Origin of the sequence: Sphingobacterium sp. WOUb80 (assembly GCF_050058145.1) — a bacterium.
In the GTDB taxonomy this organism is placed as follows: Bacteria; Bacteroidota; Bacteroidia; order Sphingobacteriales; family Sphingobacteriaceae; genus Sphingobacterium.
The window spans coordinates 4,071,272-4,090,899 of record NZ_CP165617.1; the positions used below are offsets into that span (position 1 = coordinate 4,071,272).

General features: G+C 39.3%; 15 protein-coding genes. 8 read left to right on the forward strand and 7 right to left on the reverse strand.

Translation table 11 applies throughout. The features are described from left to right. Positions 1–90: 90 nt before the first annotated feature. The gene (locus AB1Z56_RS17120; RefSeq protein ID WP_426789727.1) at positions 91–849 is read right to left on the reverse strand and encodes an ABC transporter ATP-binding protein; all 759 of its coding nucleotides are present in this window, start codon (positions 847–849) and stop codon (positions 91–93) included. Positions 850–858: 9 nt separating this feature from the next. Then, positions 859–1,593 carry an MlaE family ABC transporter permease gene (locus AB1Z56_RS17125; RefSeq protein WP_046671950.1) on the reverse strand — a complete coding sequence of 245 codons (735 nt, stop codon included), beginning with the start codon at positions 1,591–1,593 and terminating at the stop codon, positions 859–861. A 246-nt stretch (positions 1,594–1,839) separates the two neighbouring features. Between AB1Z56_RS17125 and AB1Z56_RS17130 the strand changes: the two genes are divergently transcribed. Next, a complete protein-coding gene (locus tag AB1Z56_RS17130; RefSeq protein ID WP_426789728.1) occupies positions 1,840–2,787 on the forward strand; it encodes a LiaI-LiaF-like domain-containing protein in 948 nt (315 codons plus the stop codon). 45 nt (positions 2,788–2,832) lie between these two features. Further along, on the forward strand, positions 2,833–4,842 hold the full coding sequence (gene ispG, locus AB1Z56_RS17135) for a (E)-4-hydroxy-3-methylbut-2-enyl-diphosphate synthase (protein ID WP_426789729.1): 2,010 nt from the start codon (positions 2,833–2,835) through the stop codon (positions 4,840–4,842). Between the two features lie 120 nt (positions 4,843–4,962). Here ispG and AB1Z56_RS17140 read toward each other — a convergent pair whose 3' ends face one another. Beyond that, entirely contained in the window at positions 4,963–5,397 is a 435-nt protein-coding gene (locus AB1Z56_RS17140; RefSeq protein WP_313268306.1) for a T9SS type A sorting domain-containing protein, read from the reverse strand. A gap of 259 nt (positions 5,398–5,656) precedes the next feature. Between AB1Z56_RS17140 and AB1Z56_RS17145 the strand changes: the two genes are divergently transcribed. Together AB1Z56_RS17145 and rlmF are read left to right on the forward strand one after the other, a co-directional pair. After that, on the forward strand, positions 5,657–7,603 hold the full coding sequence (locus AB1Z56_RS17145) for a KUP/HAK/KT family potassium transporter (RefSeq protein ID WP_426789730.1): 1,947 nt from the start codon (positions 5,657–5,659) through the stop codon (positions 7,601–7,603). A 95-nt stretch (positions 7,604–7,698) separates the two neighbouring features. Beyond that, complete coding sequence (gene rlmF / locus AB1Z56_RS17150) at positions 7,699–8,610, forward strand: 23S rRNA (adenine(1618)-N(6))-methyltransferase RlmF (RefSeq protein ID WP_426789731.1); 912 nt, start codon at positions 7,699–7,701, stop codon at positions 8,608–8,610. An 84-nt stretch (positions 8,611–8,694) separates the two neighbouring features. Here the strand turns inward: rlmF and AB1Z56_RS17155 are convergent, their stop codons facing one another. After that, positions 8,695–10,389, reverse strand: a complete 1,695-nt coding sequence (locus tag AB1Z56_RS17155) for an amino acid permease (RefSeq protein ID WP_309367162.1) — start codon at positions 10,387–10,389, stop codon at positions 8,695–8,697. 80 nt (positions 10,390–10,469) lie between these two features. Next, positions 10,470–11,153: an ACP phosphodiesterase gene (locus AB1Z56_RS17160; protein WP_426789732.1), complete on the reverse strand. Its 684-nt coding sequence runs from the start codon at positions 11,151–11,153 to the stop codon at positions 10,470–10,472. 103 nt (positions 11,154–11,256) lie between these two features. On the opposite strand from AB1Z56_RS17160, the gene tyrS reads away from it, so the two are divergent. Next, positions 11,257–12,540, forward strand: coding sequence for a tyrosine--tRNA ligase (gene tyrS / locus AB1Z56_RS17165; RefSeq protein ID WP_309367164.1), 1,284 nt, complete (start codon positions 11,257–11,259; stop codon positions 12,538–12,540). A 116-nt stretch (positions 12,541–12,656) separates the two neighbouring features. On the opposite strand, the gene AB1Z56_RS17170 is transcribed toward tyrS, so the two are convergent. After that, positions 12,657–13,166 (reverse strand): N-acetyltransferase family protein, encoded by a 510-nt coding sequence (locus tag AB1Z56_RS17170; RefSeq protein ID WP_426789733.1) that lies wholly within the window; start codon positions 13,164–13,166, stop codon positions 12,657–12,659. 275 nt (positions 13,167–13,441) lie between these two features. Between AB1Z56_RS17170 and AB1Z56_RS17175 the strand changes: the two genes are divergently transcribed. Together AB1Z56_RS17175 and AB1Z56_RS17180 are read left to right on the forward strand one after the other, a co-directional pair. Then, positions 13,442–16,177, forward strand: coding sequence for an FtsK/SpoIIIE family DNA translocase (locus AB1Z56_RS17175; RefSeq protein WP_313268295.1), 2,736 nt, complete (start codon positions 13,442–13,444; stop codon positions 16,175–16,177). A gap of 1 nt (position 16,178) precedes the next feature. Further along, entirely contained in the window at positions 16,179–16,832 is a 654-nt protein-coding gene (locus AB1Z56_RS17180) for a LolA family protein (protein WP_313268293.1), read from the forward strand. Positions 16,833–16,926: 94 nt separating this feature from the next. Here the strand turns inward: AB1Z56_RS17180 and AB1Z56_RS17185 are convergent, their stop codons facing one another. Then, complete coding sequence (locus AB1Z56_RS17185; RefSeq protein ID WP_309367168.1) at positions 16,927–17,739, reverse strand: lytic transglycosylase domain-containing protein; 813 nt, start codon at positions 17,737–17,739, stop codon at positions 16,927–16,929. A gap of 242 nt (positions 17,740–17,981) precedes the next feature. Here AB1Z56_RS17185 and AB1Z56_RS17190 point away from each other — a divergent pair, with 242 nt between their 5' ends. Further along, positions 17,982–19,571, forward strand: coding sequence for a pseudouridine synthase (locus AB1Z56_RS17190; protein ID WP_309367169.1), 1,590 nt, complete (start codon positions 17,982–17,984; stop codon positions 19,569–19,571). Positions 19,572–19,628 lie beyond the last annotated feature (57 nt).

Below are 19,628 nucleotides of genomic sequence, written 5' to 3' on the forward strand. Positions count from 1 at the left end.
AAGCTAAATTTCAATATAAAAGAAATCTACATGATGCTAACCTAGATCAAACACATAAAATTACGCGCAATAAAGCCCTGTTCTCACCCCTTATTGCCCCATAGAAGCTTTCGCACTTTTCATTAATGGACTTGCAAAAACAAAGTTGTTCAATTCGTCTACATCCGACCGCATCATATCCTTATTGGAGCCTTCCCAGAATTTCTCTCCCTTATAGAGAAACAAAATATATTCACCGATCCCCATCACAGAATTCATATCATGTGTAACAACGACTGTCGTACATTTCAATTCTTGCGTAATTTTTAGCACCAATTCATCAATAACAATCGAAGTCTCCGGGTCCAATCCCGAATTGGGTTCATCACAAAAAAGATATTTAGGGTTCATACTAATTGCACGTGCAATTCCAACCCGCTTCTTCATCCCTCCCGAAAGCTCCGCAGGGAACAATTTATTTCTTCCCTCCAGATTAACCTGTTCCAGGCAATGATTTGCCCGGTCTAATTTCTCCGCCTTGGACATATCCGTAAACATGTCCAACGAAAACATGATATTTTGTTCAACCGTCATCGAATCAAACAGCGCTGAATTTTGAAAAAGCATACCTATTTCTTTTCGAATAGGAACACGCTCTTCAAAATTCATCCGAGTAAAATCCTTGCCATCAAAAATCACCTTTCCTTTTTCCGGCTGGTGCAGGCCCACGATACATTTCAATAAAGTACTCTTTCCCGAACCCGACCCTCCAATAATCAGACTCACCTTCCCGGGTTCGAAATTTGCACTGATACCCTTCAGAACATGGTTGTCACCAAACGACTTGTTAATATCTTCGATTTGAATCATAAAATCTTTTTAAAGCATTAATGCCGTTATCACATAATCCGCAGCAAGAATGGTTATACAGCCAACGACAACTGCTTCCGTACTAGCTTGCCCAACTTCCAACGCTCCGCCCTTCACATTATACCCTTTATAAGCTGATATCGAGGTAATAATAAACCCAAACACAACAGCTTTAACAAGGGCAACGGTCACCGTGAAGCCGTTGAAGCCATCTTGAATTCCTAAAATATAATCTGCCTGTGTCACAGCGCCCGAAAGGGATCCACCTAACAAACCACCCACTAAGGCGCACACGATGGAAATAATCACCAACATCGGAATCATGGTGATACCCGCCAATATTTTGGGCAATATCAAATAACCAGGAGCATTGATCCCCATAATTTCTAAGGCATCAATCTGCTCTGTAACACGCATGGACCCGATCTGTGAAGATATAGACGACCCAATTTTCCCCATTAAGACCAATCCCGAGATCGTCGGTCCCAATTCCAAAATATTTGAATCCCGGTTGATCGAACCTATAATAGAATTTGGAATCAAGTCGGAAACCATCTGAAAGGCAATTTGCATAGTCATAACAGCTCCAATGAAGGTGGAAATAATGACGATAAGCCCCAGAGATCCTATACCAATATCGGTCATTGCCAACACGGTTTCCTTCCAATAAATTCGACCTTTCTCCGGTCTTTTAAAAACTGATTTCAGGAGTATGAGATATGCACCAATGTGATGAAAGATCATATTATCTATTTATTTTCAATGTATTACGCCAATTATACAGCTATACGAAGCCAAGCTATCCATTAAAGGTAATTAATTCCAGCAAATATATAAACAAGCTAAAACCCAAAAAGTATACGAAAAACAAAATTACTTACCGATCAATTAGTCACATTTACCGATTTTTTATGTATAATAGCCTAAACATTCATACGGTATCTCCCAAAGCGACTTACTTTTGAGATATATTAACAAACGGAATTAGTTATGAATACACGAAGAATAACAACTGGTATCACCATTCTCTTTATAGGAGTTGTTTTATTATTATCACAGCTCAATACAATCTCATTTAACTGGGTAGGTATTTTTAGATACTGGCCTTTATTTATTGTCCTTGCTGGAATACGTATGCTGGTTCCGAAAGATCAGCAGATCGGTCAGTTCGTCGCCATCGGTTCTACCGTAGTGATTTTAGGTTTTTTGACTTACATAGGATTGTCGACACCAAAGGAGCCACTGCTAACACAGCTCTTAAAAAACAAAGGAGTCAATATCAATATTGACGACCCCAATGACAAAACAAACTATTCAACAGAAAAACTCACGGTACCGCTTAACGATAAAATCCATAGCGCGACTTTAAACCTGGATTTAGGAGCCACTTCATTGCGAAATGACAGCAGTACGACATCAGAAATCTTTACAGCCTTTAACACCTCAAAAGAATACCTATTGGGTGTTACCGTGCACGATGAGTCTGCGGACAAGCTCGATATCAACCTGAAAGGGAAATTCAAAAACAAGGATTTTAACAGCAAAAATAACAACACCTACATCGCTTTAAATCCAAATATACGCTGGAATTTAAATTTCGATGTCGGTGCTATCGACGCGAATTTGGATCTCTCACCTTACAAAATCGAAACGTTAGATATTGATGCAGGCGCAACAAGTTTAAAACTAAAATTAGGCCAGCCACAAGCGATGACTAAAATTTCTATGGACGCAGGAGCTTCCTCTATTGAAATTTTAATCCCTAAAAATGCAGCTTGTCGCATTACAAGTGACAATGCATTGTCATCGACAGATTATGAGGGCGATTTCCTAAAAAGTGAAGGCGAAGTAAAATCGACAAATTACGACTCTGCCGCTCAAAAATTCGATTTCGACATCAACGGTGGCATCGCGTCAATAAAAATTAGAAGATATTAATTGACACCCGATTTTTAGTCAAGAAAAGCTAACTTTGTGTTAGATATGGACACAAGTAATATGTTGACATTACCTGGAATCTATTGCAATTCCAAGGTAGATTATTCGAGATGGAAAACGAGGGAAATTCAGATCGGTGATATCCCAATGGGTGGCGATAATCCCATCCGTATTCAAAGTATGACGACGGTAGATACAATGGATACGATGGGCTCAGTTGAGCAGACCATTCGAATGGTTGAGGCGGGCTGCGAATACGTTCGTATTACCGCTCCTAGTATTAAAGAAGCACAAAATTTAGCTAACATAAAAAATGAACTTCGCAGAAGAGGTTATAAGGTCCCTTTAGTTGCTGATATTCATTTTACACCAAATGCTGCCGAGGTTGCTGCTCGCATCGTCGAGAAAGTAAGGGTCAATCCCGGTAACTATGCAGACAAGAAGAAGTTTGATCAGTTATCTTATACCGATGCTGAATACAAGCGCGAGTTAGAGCGCATCTATCAAAAATTCACTCCACTCGTAAATATCTGTAAGGAAAATGGAACCGCCATGCGTATTGGCACCAACCATGGTTCACTTTCGGATAGGATCATGAGTCATTATGGTGACACCCCTGAAGGGATGGTCGAATCTGCCATGGAGTTTATCCGGATGTGTGAAGATCTGAGTTTCTACAATCTCTGTATCTCAATGAAATCATCCAACCCGCAGGTCATGGTCAAAGCCTATCGATTGCTGGTCGAAAAAATGGTTTCCGAAAACATGAACTATCCCCTACATCTCGGTGTAACCGAAGCTGGAGACGGTGAAGATGGTCGTGTAAAATCTGCCGTTGGTATCGGAACACTGTTAGAAGATGGACTGGGCGATACTGTACGTGTATCGTTAACCGAAGAGCCTGAACGGGAAGCTCCGGTCGCTATAGCACTCGTCAATAGATATAGCAAAAGAAAGGCAAACATCGAGAATCAGCCCAAACAAGAAATTGTTCAGCTCTCTCCAGAGACACCACATGTTCCTTATTCCAGCCAAGAAGTAAATACCTTTATCGGAGGCTCTTTGGTACCAAGGATTGTGGTCGACATTTCTAAAGAAAATCTGAAAGACGCTCAGATCCTTTCCAAAGTTGGCTATCGCTATGATATCCTATTAGATAAATACCACATGGGTGAGCAGTCTGTAGACTTTGTCTATCTCGCAGACAATTTGCCGTCCTTTACGATGCCGGCAAATCTGAAGCAAGTATATAACTATAACACCTGGTCAAAACTTACCGATCAAACCAATATCCATCCCCTCTTTACCTTAGACGAATTCGTAAAATCAGACAATAAGGATAAAGTTCTGAATATGGTCAAAATCAGTAATTCAGATTTATTAACCCCATTGTTTGAATCCTTACAGCTAGACAAAACTGTCGTATTCATAGTAGAAACCAATTACTTGCATGGTATGGCAGATCAAAGGCAGTTCTTTCGAAATCTGCAAGAAATCGGCATCGACAATCCTGTCATTATCAAACGTTCTTATTTGGAAGAAGATTTCTCAGGACCTATTGGTGATTTTATGAATCCCGAAGAACCGATATCAAAAATACAACTGTACGCTTCTACAGATCTAGGTGCATTATTAATCGATGGTCTGGGTTCGGGAATCTGGATTGACTCTCCGGCAACAGCATTGGAAAACATCGCCTCACTTTCTTTCGGTATCTTACAGGCAACACGATCCAGAATATCCAAAACAGAATATATTTCCTGCCCAAGCTGTGGCAGAACTTTATTTGATTTGCAAGAAACCACCCAGATGATCCGAAGCCGTACAAATCACTTAAAAGGCTTAAAAATTGGTATCATGGGCTGTATCGTTAATGGTCCTGGAGAGATGGCCGATGCTGACTATGGTTATGTTGGGGCGGGGCCTGATAAAGTGACGCTATATAGAGGTCAGCAGATCGTTAAGAAAAATGTGAGTTCCGCACATGCCTTAGACGAATTGATCAAGATCATCCAAGATGATGGACTGTGGATCGAAGAAATACAACAAGACTAGAATTAACAAATGAAGCTTTACATAAAACAGCAAAGGGAATCAAATGATTCCCTTTGCTGTTTTATGTATACGAGTCAACTTACATGACGAGTTACCTTTTAATCGAAATATGTTACCTTCTTATCGAACAGAAAATCTTTTCACCACAGTTTCTGAACCAGCGACTACGCGTACAAAGTAAAATCCTGTAGTTAATTTTCCGCCATGCTCAAAGGAAAGATTTTGAATTCCTGAATCCAGATTACCATTCATTAATTGGAGAATCTCATTGCCCAATGCATCCATTACTTTGATAGACACACTCGACGATTTTGCCAACTTAAAAGAAAGATTTATTTGTTCGGCAATAGGATTATAGAAAACCTTTACATTATTGATAAGTTTCTCTGTGTCCTTGATATTGTTGTCTTCTCCGAATGCCTCACTGCCGTCCCAAATATGTTGCGAAATAGTATGGTCATAAGGAGACTTTGCATACACCCGAGTCACCCCGCTGCACAATGTCAGTGCGGATAAAAGTGTTAAACAAGCTGCTTTAAGTAGATTTCTCCCCATAGTGTTAAATTAGACTTCAAATACTGGTTACGGTTTAATCAAATATAACGCTAACTATTTGAATTATCAACAACAAAGTTAGTATTTTGTTTAAAAGTTTTTCAGCAAATAGATTCATTCTAAGTTTCTTTTAACAAATTTTAACAGCTCTTGCGCATGTCAAATGAAATGCTAAAATTTGGCGCAGGAAATGTACCTACTTAAAGTACAGGCAAAAAGTATATTTTTGCAGTATATTTTGAAATAAAATAATTGATAAATGGCAGATAACAGTCATCACAACAGTATCAATAAGGTGAGTTTCGCCGGATTATTGATCAGTTTAGGAATCGTTTTTGGAGATATCGGAACTTCTCCATTGTATGTTTTCAAAGCAATCATGGGACAAGGAGCCATTCAAAAAGACTTAGTCTTGGGCGGGCTATCCTGTGTTTTTTGGACACTGACGCTCCAGACAACAGTAAAGTATGTTTGGATCACACTCCGGGCGGACAATAAGGGTGAAGGCGGTATCCTATCCCTTTATTCATTGGTACGCAAGCGAGCCCCTTGGTTAATATTCCCGGCGATGATCGGTGCAGCGACCTTATTAGCGGACGGAATGATCACCCCTGCCATCACCATATCCTCGGCTATTGAAGGTTTGGATCTCAAATTCCCAGGATTACCTACAGTACCTATTGTAGTTACTATTATTTCCTTATTGTTTATTATTCAACGATTTGGAACATCTGTTGTAGGAAAAGTTTTTGGTCCGTTGATGACAATCTGGTTTACGATCATTGGGGTTATCGGTTTGTCTCATCTTCACCTTGCACCGGAAGTGATGAAAGCAATCAACCCCTACTATGCTTTCCATATTTTAATTACCTACCCCCATTCATTATTATTGATCGGTGCTGTATTTTTATGTACGACTGGTGCCGAAGCTTTGTATTCGGATATGGGACACTGTGGTAAAAACAATATCCGCATCAGCTGGATCTACGTAAAAATCACACTTATACTAAATTATTTCGGACAAGGAGCCTGGCTATTAACACAGGAAGGACGTGTCCTTGGTGGCGAAAATCCCTTCTACTCAATTATGCCTGATTGGTTTATCGGTTACGGTATCGCCATCGCGACAATTGCAGCGGTCATCGCCAGTCAAGCCATGATATCCGGATCTTATACCCTAATTTCGGAAGCAGTCCGTTTGAATATATGGCCTAAGGTGGCTATCCGCTACCCAAGCGAACATAAAGGACAGTTGTATGTACCATCCATCAATTTAATTTTATGGGTCGGCTGTATGATTGTCATCTGGGTTTTTGAAGAATCAAGCCGAATGGATGCAGCCTATGGTCTCGCGATCAATTTAACGGTATTGATGACAACAATCTTAATGGGATACTTCCTCGCCATGAAAAAAGTCAACCGTGTACTTATTGCAGTATTTTTGATCGCTTATTTTGTTATTGAATTAACGTTCTTAATAGGAAATGGTGTCAAAATAGCCCATGGTGGTTGGTTAACCCTTTTGCTTGCCACGGCGTTATTTGGAACAATGTATTGCTGGTATACGGCACGAAAAATTAAAAATCGCTTCGTTAACTTCATCAATATCAATAAATACTACCCCATTATCTCCGAATTGAGCGAGGACAAATCGGTTCCTCCTTATGCATCGCATTTGGTATATCTGACAAGTGCAAATTTCAAATCCGAGATAGAGGCTAAAATTATTTATTCAATTATTAATAAAAAACCGAAACGTGCGGATGTATATTGGCTCGTCCACGTTGATGTAATGGATCATCCACATACAAAAGAATATTCGATCGATCAGCTTATCCCGGGCAAATTAATACGGGTTGATTTTAAACTTGGCTTTAGAGAAGAACAGCGCATCAGTCTATTGTTCAGAAAAGTAGTTGAGGAAATGGTAAAAAAAGGCGAAATTGACATTACAAGTCAATACGACACTTTACGTAAACACAATATCCCCGGCGACTTTAAATTTGTTGTTTTGGAAAAAGTACTCTCCAAAACCAATCAGATGACATGGATAGAAAAGGTTATTATGGACATCTATGGCTACCTCAAGAAAATGAGTTTATCCGAAGAAAAAGGATTCGGATTGGATTCTAGCTTTGTTACAATTGAGCGTGTTCCGCTCAATTTTCCACAAACTTCAGAGGTTCATCTCATACGTAAAGATTAATACCCTTCAAAAGATTTATATTCCTCAAGGTGATGCTAAAGCATCACCTTTTTTATTCAATAGAATTGCATTACTTTTGTTGCAAATAATACATCATGGCAGACGCTAATCCAAAAAAGAAATTACATCCTAGAAATAGACATCTCGATAACTACAATTTTGAAGAATTGAGCAAAGTGGAACCTTCGCTCAAAGATTATGTTATAGAAAATGCTTATAAAGTAAAATCCATCGATTTTAACAATCCCGATGCTGTTAAAACGTTAAACAAGGCACTTTTAAAAAAATATTACCACATTCAACACTGGGATATTCCCAAAGAGAATCTTTGCCCCCCTATCCCGGGCCGGGCAGATTATATTCATTATATCGCAGACGTTCTTGCAAGAGACAATAATGGTGAAATTCCAAAAGGTGGGAATATCCATGTCCTCGACATCGGTGTTGGTGCAAATTGCATCTACCCCATCATCGGGCATCAGGAGTATGGATGGAGTTTTGTAGGATCTGAAATTATCAAAAGCGCATACAAAAATGCGATCGAGATAACACGGACAAATATGAGCTTAAAAAAGAGCATACAAATCCGTCTCCAAAATAATCCGAAAGCCATATTTAAAGATATTATCCTTCCTGGTGAGAAATATGACGTGGTGATCTGTAACCCACCATTTTTTAGCTCTCAAACCGAAGCTTTACAACAGTCCATCCGTAAAACTACAGGCATTAAAGACGCTAAAATAGACGAAAAACCGGTGACACAAGCGTTTTCTGGACAGGGAAGCGAATTGTGGTGCGATGGTGGCGAGAAAGCTTTCTTGTCACGCATGATCTTTGAAAGCCAATTTCACAAAGATCAGGTAAAATGGTTCACTACATTAGTTGCCCATCGTGAAGATATTCGTTTTCTGCAACACAAACTAAAGAAAATAAATGTAAAAGAGACCGAAGTGATCCGCATGGAACAAGGCAATAAGGTAAGCCGGATCCTTTTATGGAGATTCTAATAAGTCCATGATATTCAAAAAAGGAGCTATCTTTTATCAGATAGCTCCTTTTCTTTGATCCATTATTTACGACGCTTCCCTATACTATGCCTGCGCCTGTTTATTTAACTTTGAATGTTTATAGCCATACATAAAATACACAGCCAATCCAATCACCAGCCAGATCACAAATATTATCCAGTTACTTGCACCCAATTCCGTCATCAAATACAAATTGATCAGGATACCTATGACAGGCAATAAGGAAAAGTTCATTTTAAAGCTATAAATACCCAGTCCAAGCCAGGTTAACCAAAATATAATGACCAACATTTTATGTTCTATAATTTCAAGGATGGAAAGCGATTTCCACTCCTGTATCGTCTCTTGTGCATAGATAAAAATGAACACAATAGCGATCAGTAGCCCTGCACCAACTAAATACTTACCATTGATGTAAGGAACTTTAAATTTGGATTTTGCAGATAAACCCGAATAATCCATATACAATACACCGGCACAAACAAGGATGAAGGCAAAAAAGGTACCGACGCTCGTTAGATCAACAAAGAAGTCCATTTTAAAAAATAACGAAGGGATAGCAACCACCAAACCTGTTACAATAGTCGCAAAAGAAGGCGTTTTATATTTCGGGTGGATCGTCGCAAATTTCTTCCACAACAAGCCATCCCGACTCATCGTCATCCAAATTCTTGGTTGAGCCAATTGATAAACCAGCAAGGCGCTAGTAATAGCAATCACGGAGGTCACGGATATAATTCCGGCCATATGGTCAAAGCCGACATATTTAAACACAAAAGCAAGCGGATCCTTTACATTTAATTCGGTATAGTTAACCATCCCCGTCAATACCAAGGTAATAGCAACATACAATACAGTACAAATCAACAGACAATAGATCATCGCCTTAGGTAGATCGCGTTGTGGGTTTTTACACTCTTCCGCAGTTGTGGAGATCGAATCAAAGCCAATAAAAGCAAAGAAAACGGCAGCTACACTTCCGAGTACACCTTTGAGTCCATTCGGTGCAAAAGGTGTCCAATTTTCGGGTTTGATAAAAAAGATACCGCCAAAAATTACCGCCAGAATAATCGCCACCTTGATCATCACCATGATCATACTCGCTTTCTGGGACTCCTTGATTCCGATATAAACCAACCAAGTGACCAAAAATGTAATGACACCTGCTGGTAAATCGAAAATAATGGGCAGTCCTCCAATTCGTGGCGCACTATTAAAAGCATCAAGACCATGCTGGTCGATTGCGGTCAGGGCAGCCGCGCCATGTTGGTTCATCTTGTCTACAGCATCGTACGCATAGCCTGGGGCCATAGATAACCAAGCCGGTATATGAAGACCAAAGCCCTCCAGCATGGAGACAAAATACTGCGACCATGAAATAGCGATAACCGTATTGGAAACAGCATACTCTAGGACCAATGCCCAACCTATAATCCATGCAAACAACTCACCAAAAGCCACATATGCATACGTATATGCCGATCCCGAAACCGGAACTGTACTGGCAAATTGGGCGTAGGCCAATGCCGTAAAAACACAGGCAAAAGCCGTAAAAACAAAGAGAAGTGACACTGCCGGCCCACCTTCATAACTCGCCAATCCAATTGTGCTAAAGATTCCAGCCCCTACAATAGCGGCGATACCCAACGAAACCAGATCTGTTACCCCCAATACCTTTGCAAGGCCTGTCCCCCCCTCTTTTTGAGTGTCATGCAGAATCTGATCAACACTTTTCTTCCGAAAAAGTCTATGTGACATGTAAAATTAGTTTTTGATACTTAAAATTATGCGAAAATAAATATTTTCAAGGTCTTATACTATTGGTATTTTCTGATAGACTAATTAAAGTCCACCAACTCATATTGAATATACTGGTAAATTTCTTGATAATCGGCCATCTCTGTATGCAGATAGGAAATCAACTGTTCTGTCAGTAGCTGTCTTTGCTCGGATGAAACTTCAAATTGCCACAATCGCTTACAAATATTGAAAAGTGCACCAGCAATTTTTTCCACCTGTGCATAGTCATAAATATATTCCCACTCAATAAACTGATGATAAAATTTTTCAAACTTAGGAATATCATCCAGCTGATTTATTTTCAAAAACTTCCGCATAGCATCTTCGTCCACATGGGTCAAAGCAGCATAGAATTTATCAATCGAAACAGCTTTGTTTTGTGTTAGGATATGATCTAGCAATAGCTCCAACGCGATATGGGCCATAAAAGACGGCCGGATAGGCAGTCCCACTAAACTAGACTGTATTTTTAATTTCAGTTGATGTGTATGATGAAAAAAATAAGGTGAATTGTGAAACAGGCGATCGACCTCGATATGACGGTTCCAGCCTATATACAATTGCTCCAGTAAAGGATTGTCCAAGAGCTCATCTTCATACTGGCGTGGCTTTAGCATAAAGGATTTATCAGCATTTTTTAATAGATCGGGTAACAATCCGCCCACAATACGTTCGGGATTGGTTGCAAACCGCTCAAAATAGAAATGTGATAAAAAATTCATACCAGCTTATTAGCGTGTGCTTTTATACGGAATTATTCGCTCAATATACGCTTAATCTCCTATCTTTGCATCTTGTAAATTAAAAAATTAAATCCATTTAACAATGAGCTTTGTAGAAGAATTACGTTGGAGAGGCATGTTACAAGACATTATGCCAGGAACTGAAGACTTACTAAATAAAGAAAAAGTCGCTGGTTATATCGGTTTTGACCCCACAGGAGACTCTCTACACGTAGGACACTTGACTCAAATCATGACGTTGATCCACTTCCAAAATGCAGGCCACAAACCAGTTGCCCTGGTTGGAGGAGCAACAGGAATGATCGGAGACCCTTCTTTCAAATCTGCAGAGCGTAACTTGTTGGACGAAGCTACCCTACAACATAATGTAGCTTGTCTGAAAAAACAGTTAGGCAAATTTCTTGAATTTGGAGAAGGTGAAAATGACGCCCAAATGGTTAATAATTACGACTGGTTCAAAGATTTTAAATTTTTGGATTTTATTCGTGATATCGGTAAAATGATTACCGTTAACTATATGATGGCAAAAGATTCTGTAAAAAAACGTCTGGAAGGCGACAATGGTCTTTCTTTTACGGAATTTACCTATCAATTGATTCAAGGGTATGACTTCTACTACCTTTGGAAGCACCACAACTGTAAAGTTCAAATGGGTGGCTCCGATCAATGGGGTAACATCGTTACGGGAAGCGAAATGATCCGTCGTCAGGATCAAGGAACAGCCTATGCCATCACGACACAATTAATCAAAAAAGCCGATGGGCAGAAATTTGGAAAGACCGAATCTGGTGCTGTATGGTTAGATCCAAAGAAAACTTCTCCATATAAATATTATCAATTTTGGTTGAATACGTCAGATGATGATGCGAAAAACTGGATCAAAATCTTTACGTTAAAACCTCAGGAAGAAATTGAGTCCATCATTGTAGAACATGATGCAGCACCACACTTACGTTTAGTCCAAAAAGCACTGGCAAAAGATATTACCATTCGTACCCACTCCGAAGAAGCATACGAAACTGCCATCAAAACTTCTGAATTTCTTTTTGGTAACGGTTCTTTAGAGTTCTTGAACAACCTAGATCATGATGCTGTTTTGGAGGTGTTTGAAGGTATTCCGCAGTTTCAGATCGCTAAAGCTGAACTGGCGGCTGGTATCAATATCCTTGATTTACTTGCTGTTCAGACCCAGGTATTCCCATCCAAAGGTGAAGCTCGTAAAATGCTTCAGGGCGGCGGTGTTTCGATCAACCGAGAAAAAGTAACTGATATTGAAGAGTCGATTACGGAGAATCACCTTGTAAACAATAAATATATTGTTGCACAACGCGGTAAAAAGAATTACTACTTGATAATCGCAGATTAATGATCAGCAGTATCCTGATTTAATAATCCATAACTATAAAAAAGTCCCTTTTAAACAAATCAAAAGGGACTTTTTTATGCAGCCAGCTTCCATTCTTCTACAGCTGCAACCATTGATTAGTTTAATAATTTTTCAAATGCTTTCCTCGACGCTCCTCTAAAATGTACCTCACCGCAATATTGATAACCTAATTTGTCAAATACATGCAGCATACCGCCGTTATCAAAATTAGTATCCACCTTGATACTATAGACACCATGATCGATCGCAATTTTCTCTACCCCCTGCATAACGCCTGTGCCAACACCTTTAACATGCGGATCCTGAGCGGAAGCCAGTCTATGTATACCTACATATTGACCATCACTTAACCACTTCCCGTCAATATCATTATAAGCTGGTTCGATATCAAAAATAATAGCTACATAACCTACAATCCTATTCTCGACTTCAACGACATGTCCATACCCTTTATCAAGATCCGATTGAACGACATCTTCATTCGGATAACCATCTTGCCATTGTCGGCTACCTTGTTCTTTCCTGAGGGCAATTGCTTGTTGTATAATTTCCCAAATCCGTCCTTTATCAGCTAATGTCGCTTTTCGTATTTCAAACTTGTTCATCCTATCTCTTATTTTTATTCGTAAAACTACATATTTTGCAGCAACTCCAAAGAATACACCAAAACAGCAACAATCGCTACAGATATCCACATTCTTTGATCAAACCTATTTGCAGGGCATAGTATTTGCTAGTCATTATACCTATCAAGCTTTTTAGCTATATCTAAATTTATTCATTCATAAAAAACGACAAACTTAAAATAATAGGCTATCAGCATCTTTAAAATACTATCAAAATAACTAAGTTTGTAAGCAGTATAATTGTGAGCTTTTCAATGTCAAATAAAGGAAATACATTTAGGCAGACAGGGAATTCAGTTTCCGGCAAACGTGCCCCTCAAAAGGAATCGACAACATTTAAAAAAGAAAAAAGTCAAAAAAACAGTGTACCAAGAGATTATTCGGATGCACAGCAAAAGGCTGTCAAGATATTAGGGATTTTATTGATCTTACTTTCATTGGCATTTGCGACAGCTTTCGTCTCCTACTTATTCACGTGGGAAGACGACCAAAGCTATATCGCAAAGACCAATGGCGGCTGGTCGACATTATTCAGATCTGCAGAAGAAATTCATGACGAAGCTGTTGATCTACCTGTGGTCGATAATAAACTAGGGAAATTTGGCGCATTGCTTGCCAATCAATTCATGTACGAATGGTTTGGCGTCGCATCCTTTCTTTTTATCCCCGTACTATTCATTTTAGGATATCGTTTGTTATTCAAAAAGTCATTGCTTCCATTATACCGTACAGTCGTTTATTCTTTTGTTGCAATCGTTTTTATCTCTGTAACATTGGGCTTTCTGCATGGATTTATGGCCGATACTCCGCATATGCTCGAGGGTAAATTTGGCTTTTGGACCAATAAATTATTAGAAGCACAAGTTGGCATTGTCGGCGTTGGCTGTATATTGGCTTTTGCTTACCTGACGACATTAATTTTACTCTACAACCTCGATTTTAAATTTGTCCTCTTCAGTAACAGAAAATCCAAGTCGTTCTCCGAAGATATGGATGAAGAGGATGAGGATGAATACGCTCCACATAATCTCAGAAACAAAATTCATATTGAAGATGATTCCATCCAATCTGTACGGGAATCTATTCAACGGCCAACATCAATCAATGAACGATTTCAAGCTGCTCGTGACAAAGATGTACAGGAAGAACTTCAGCGCCCCGCCTTTACGCATCACCCCGTACCTGAAGTGCAAATTGATCCGAAAGACAAAGTGGTACTCTCATTCGACGACAGTCCACTGGAGCGAACAGAGAATACACCTTCAATCAGTTTTACAATTGATCAGCCGAATGAAGACTTTGAAGACGAAGACTTACCACTAATTCGCGAATATCAGCCACCGGTCGTGGTAACTCCACCCCAACAAGAACCGGAACCGCCAATTGAACATGATGTGGTTCCAGGCCTTGTCGTGGAAGATATTAAAGAGGAAAAAGAAATTACCGCCAGTGATCTCGTGGCCCAATTTGGCCAGTATGATCCCAAATTAGACCTTTCTGGCTATCAACACCCTGCATTAGATTTACTGAGAGACTATGGTGGAGGTAAAATAACGATCAATCAACAGGAACTCGAAGCGAACAAAAACAAGATTGTTGATACGCTGAGGAACTATAGCATCGAGATCGAAAGCATCAAAGCAACGATAGGTCCAACGGTAACTTTGTATGAAATTATACCAAAACCAGGTGTACGGATTTCAAAAATCAAAAATCTGGAAGATGACATTGCTTTAAGTCTTGCGGCATTGGGTATACGGATTATTGCACCTATGCCTGGAAAGGGAACCATTGGTATTGAGGTACCAAACTCCAATCCGGAAATGGTATCCATGCGATCGGTACTTGCTACGGAGAAGTTCCAGAAAACAGACATGGACCTTCCGATCGCTTTAGGTAAAACGATTTCCAATGAAGTGTATATTGCCGATTTAGCTAAAATGCCCCACCTTCTAGTTGCGGGGGCTACCGGGCAAGGTAAATCAGTAGGTATTAACGCGATTCTGACCTCCTTACTGTATAAAAAACATCCGGCCGAACTAAAATTTGTCCTTGTTGACCCTAAGAAGGTGGAACTTTCTCTATTCAAAAAAGTAGAGCGCCACTTCCTCGCAAAATTGCCTGACGACGGAGATGCAATCATCACCGATACGAAGAAGGTTATCAACACCTTAAATTCTCTGTGTATAGAAATGGATCAACGTTATGATTTGTTAAAAAATGCGCAGGTACGGAATTTAAAGGAATATAATGCAAAATTTATCAATCGCAGATTAAACCCTGAGGAGGGTCATCGATTCTTACCATATATCGTTCTTATTGTTGATGAGTTTGCCGACTTAATGATGACAGCAGGAAAAGAGGTCGAAACACCAATTGCACGTTTAGCCCAATTGGCTCGTGCGGTAGGTATACACTTGGTTATCGCGACACAACGTCCTTCCGTCAATATCATTACCGGTACAATCAAGGCCAACTTCCCTGCACGTCTGGCATTCCGTGTATTATCGAAAGTCGATTCACGGACCATTCTAGATACAGGCGGTGCAGATCAGTTAATCGGTCGTGGTGACATGCTTCTAGCAACTGGAAGTGATTTGATACGTATTCAATGTGCGTTTGTGGATACACCAGAAGTTGAACAGATTTCCGATTACATCGGTGCGCAACGAGGTTATCCTTCGGCATTTATGCTTCCGGAATACGTAGACGAAAACGGAGATGGTTCTGGTAGTGTAGATTTTGATCCCAAAGACCGCGATCAGTTGTTCGAAGAAGCTGCCCGATTGATTGTCATGCATCAGCAAGGCTCTACTTCATTAATCCAACGTAAATTAAAATTGGGTTATAACAGAGCAGGACGAATCATCGATCAATTGGAAGCTGCAGGAATTGTAGGTCCATTTGAAGGAAGTAAGGCACGCGAGGTGCTTTATCCAGATGAATATTCATTAGAACAATTTTTGGAGACGTTAAGAAAGGACAACTAAGATGAAAAAACAAGTATGGTTTATTGTAGGTCTGCTAATCATGGCATACAGCCAAAACAGTTATGCACAAAATGATGCCGCTGCCAAAGCACTACTGACGAAAGTAAGCCAAAAGTACAATGCATACAAAACAATACAGGCCAATTTCTCATTAGATATTAAACAAGCTAATGGTGGCTCGCATACTGACGCCGGAACAATATACCTGGACAAGAGTAACAACAAGTACCAGGTCAATACCAAAAATCAAGTATTGATATCAGATTCCAAGACACAGTGGAATATCATGAAAGCCGAAAAGGAAGTTGAAATCTCAGAAGCAAGCAATTCAACCAACGAGATCAATCCAACAAACATATTCAGCTTCTATACCACTGGTTTTAAATATGCCATGGCCAATACAGAAAAGGTAAAGGGGCTTACACTGAGTGTCGTTGAATTAAGCCCAGTTGATAGCAAGAAAAACTATTCAAAAATAAAACTGCGCATCAACAAAGCAAGCAATTTGATCTATGATACCACTGTATTTGATAAAAGTGGTAATCGCTATACGTATACATTAACTTCGCAGGAAGGTAATAAAGCGCTTTCTAGTAGTCTATTCGTATTCAACAAAAACGATTACAAAGGTTTCGACGTTGTCGATCTGAGGTAAAAATATAGCATATACTACAGGACTGATTAAAGGCTTCACAATAAAAAGGGCTTTCCACTAGTGGAAAGCCCTTTTTATTGTGAAGTACAGCATTTTACAGCATGTTAGGTTCTTTATCCAACGTCTCACTTTCTTTGTTTGCATAACGCGAATAGCCATGCTTCTGTGGATGTTCGATAATTTCCTTCATTGAAACAAGTTTGTACACATACGAACCCGTTTCATTATTCAATTTCAATGCAAAATAATCGTCTTTTTTCTGTCTTCTTATGGAACCTCTCAGACTTCCGTCACCGACATTATATGCTGCAGCAACTAATGTCCAATTCCCGAATTGACCATACAGGTATTTGAGATATCTGGCAGCTGCATGCGTAGATTTGACAAGATCTTTCCGGTCATCTACCGTACCATTGACTTTCAACCCATACAAACGCGCTGTTGCAGGCATAAATTGCCAATAGCCACCAGCTCCCTTAGATGAAACAACAGCTTTACTAAGGCCGCTTTCCACCAATGGAATGTACTTGAAATCTTCCGGAATACCATGTGATTTAAGAATCTTTGCAATCATCGGCAAATAGGTCTCTGCCTTTTTGTGCATATCGTATGATCCTGTTTTTTTAAACGAGAATCGACTGAAAAATTTGCGCAATTTACTCTCCACTAGCGGACGATCCATCGGTAATGAATCTTCAGCAAATGTCAATGAATTCATATAAGATTCAAACGAATTGCTTTTTTCTTTTTTTTCTTCTTCGTCCCCATGATGAGCGGGAACTACTACGAGCTTCGGTCCAACGATCTTATCGCCGTTTGAAGCGTTGTTGTGTGGGGTTGAGTATAATTTTGATAGCAATAAAGCAAACAAAATCAAACTACTACATAAAACTTTCTTTCTTATCATTCACTCCCTTAATGCTATCCTATCCACGACTCCAATCGATCAAAAAATAGCTTGGTTCAAATTCAAGGGTACAAAGGTAAACACTATTTATTTAAAAAACAAATAGTTACATTCTAGACAACTTAAAGCGGCTTTTTTAGCGTAAAAACGCAGCAAATTTAAGAAAAGACAAAAAGATAAGGATTTTTTCGCAAAACCCAAAATTATCCCTAACTTTGTAGTTCACATTTTAGCAAAACACAATGCCATTCAGCAATAAAAGGAACAGTCGTGATGACAACTCCAGAAAGTCACGAGGCAACTCAGATAGCTTCAAATCTAGAGGCGATAAGAACAATAGTTTCGGAAAAAAATCATATGGGTCAAATGACCAATCTGAAAGAGGCTCTTTCAGAAAAGATGATAATCGTGAGAACAGATCATTCGGATCTAAAAAATTCTCAGACAAACCTTCCTTCCGAGGAGATAACAATTCCTTCCGGTCAAAAGATAATTCAGAAAAATCCTTTGGTAGAGGAGGCCGCTCATTTGATAAAAATGATTCTTCAAGATCTTTTGACAAAAAAGATTCCTTTAATAAATTTGATAGATCAGAACGTTCTTTCGACAAAAAAGATAACTTCAAACGTTCAGACAGAAATGATTCCTCAAGATCTTTTGATAGATCTGACCGTCCTTTTGAAAAAAGAGATAGTTTCAAACGTTCAGACAGAAATGACTCCCCAAGATCTTTTGATAGATCAGAGCGTTCTTTCGACAAAAAAGATAACTTCAAACGTTCAGACAGAAAAGACGCCCCAAGATCTTTTGACAGATCAGAGCGTTCTTTTGATAAAAGAGACAATTTCAAACGTTCAGACAGAAATGACGCCCCAAGATCTTTTGATAGATCAGAGCGTTCTTTTGACAAAAAAGATAACTTTAAACGTTCAGACAGAAATGACTCCCCAAGATCATTCGATAGATCAGAGCGTTCTTTTGATAAAAGAGACAATTTCAAACGTACTGACAGAAAGTTTGACGGCGAAAGAAGTAGAAATTTTGACGACAACAAAAACTTTGGTGATAAACAATATATTAAACGTCCAAAGAAAAAAGCAGAAGATGCAGAAGATGACGGCTTAGTTCGTTTAAATCGCTATATCGCCAATGCTGGTATCTGTTCAAGACGTAAAGCTGATGAGCTTATCACTGCTGGTGTCATTTGGGTAAATGGAGAACCTGTTACGGAATTGGGTACAAAGGTAGATCCTGCAACAGATGAAATCCGTTACAACAACGAACGTCTAAAACGTGAAAAAAATGTTTATGTTTTGTTGAACAAACCAAAAGATTATATCACGACTACAGATGATCCGCAGGAGCGTCATACCGTAATGGAACTTGTTTCTAAAGCGACAAAGGAAAGAATCTATCCTGTTGGTCGTCTTGACAGAAACACGACGGGGCTACTTCTAATGACAAATGATGGTAGTCTTGCTGAAAAACTTTCACACCCGCGCAACAGCATCAGCAAAATCTATAATGTCGAGTTAAACAAAAGCCTTACACAAGGCGATTTTAACAAAATCAACTTTGGTATCGAATTAGAGGATGGTGTAATCAAACCAGATGACTTGAGCTATGTTCAAGGCGGATCGAAACGTGAAGTTGGTATCCAAATCCACTCTGGAAAAAATCGTATTGTACGTCGTATTTTTGAGTCACTAGGATATGAAGTCGTTAAATTGGACCGTGTAGTTTATGCAAACTTAACGAAAAAAGATCTTCCACGTGGCCGTTGGAGATATTTAGAGGAGCGTGAAATCGTGCAATTAAAGCACCTGATTTAATTCCTTAATAATAAATAAAAATAAAGGACGGTCATTCAGTTAACCGTCCTTTATTTT

Coding starts and splice junctions, on each gene's coding strand:
- AB1Z56_RS17120 (WP_426789727.1), bottom strand. CDS start 849: ATGATTCAAATCGAAGATATTAACAAGTCGTTTGGTGACAACCATGTT.
- AB1Z56_RS17125 (WP_046671950.1), bottom strand. CDS start 1,593: ATGATCTTTCATCACATTGGTGCATATCTCATACTCCTGAAATCAGTT.
- AB1Z56_RS17130 (WP_426789728.1), top strand. CDS start 1,840: ATGAATACACGAAGAATAACAACTGGTATCACCATTCTCTTTATAGGA.
- ispG (WP_426789729.1), top strand. CDS start 2,833: ATGGACACAAGTAATATGTTGACATTACCTGGAATCTATTGCAATTCC.
- AB1Z56_RS17140 (WP_313268306.1), bottom strand. CDS start 5,397: ATGGGGAGAAATCTACTTAAAGCAGCTTGTTTAACACTTTTATCCGCA.
- AB1Z56_RS17145 (WP_426789730.1), top strand. CDS start 5,657: ATGGCAGATAACAGTCATCACAACAGTATCAATAAGGTGAGTTTCGCC.
- rlmF (WP_426789731.1), top strand. CDS start 7,699: ATGGCAGACGCTAATCCAAAAAAGAAATTACATCCTAGAAATAGACAT.
- AB1Z56_RS17155 (WP_309367162.1), bottom strand. CDS start 10,389: ATGTCACATAGACTTTTTCGGAAGAAAAGTGTTGATCAGATTCTGCAT.
- AB1Z56_RS17160 (WP_426789732.1), bottom strand. CDS start 11,153: ATGAATTTTTTATCACATTTCTATTTTGAGCGGTTTGCAACCAATCCC.
- tyrS (WP_309367164.1), top strand. CDS start 11,257: ATGAGCTTTGTAGAAGAATTACGTTGGAGAGGCATGTTACAAGACATT.
- AB1Z56_RS17170 (WP_426789733.1), bottom strand. CDS start 13,166: ATGAACAAGTTTGAAATACGAAAAGCGACATTAGCTGATAAAGGACGG.
- AB1Z56_RS17175 (WP_313268295.1), top strand. CDS start 13,442: ATGTCAAATAAAGGAAATACATTTAGGCAGACAGGGAATTCAGTTTCC.
- AB1Z56_RS17180 (WP_313268293.1), top strand. CDS start 16,179: ATGAAAAAACAAGTATGGTTTATTGTAGGTCTGCTAATCATGGCATAC.
- AB1Z56_RS17185 (WP_309367168.1), bottom strand. CDS start 17,739: ATGATAAGAAAGAAAGTTTTATGTAGTAGTTTGATTTTGTTTGCTTTA.
- AB1Z56_RS17190 (WP_309367169.1), top strand. CDS start 17,982: ATGCCATTCAGCAATAAAAGGAACAGTCGTGATGACAACTCCAGAAAG.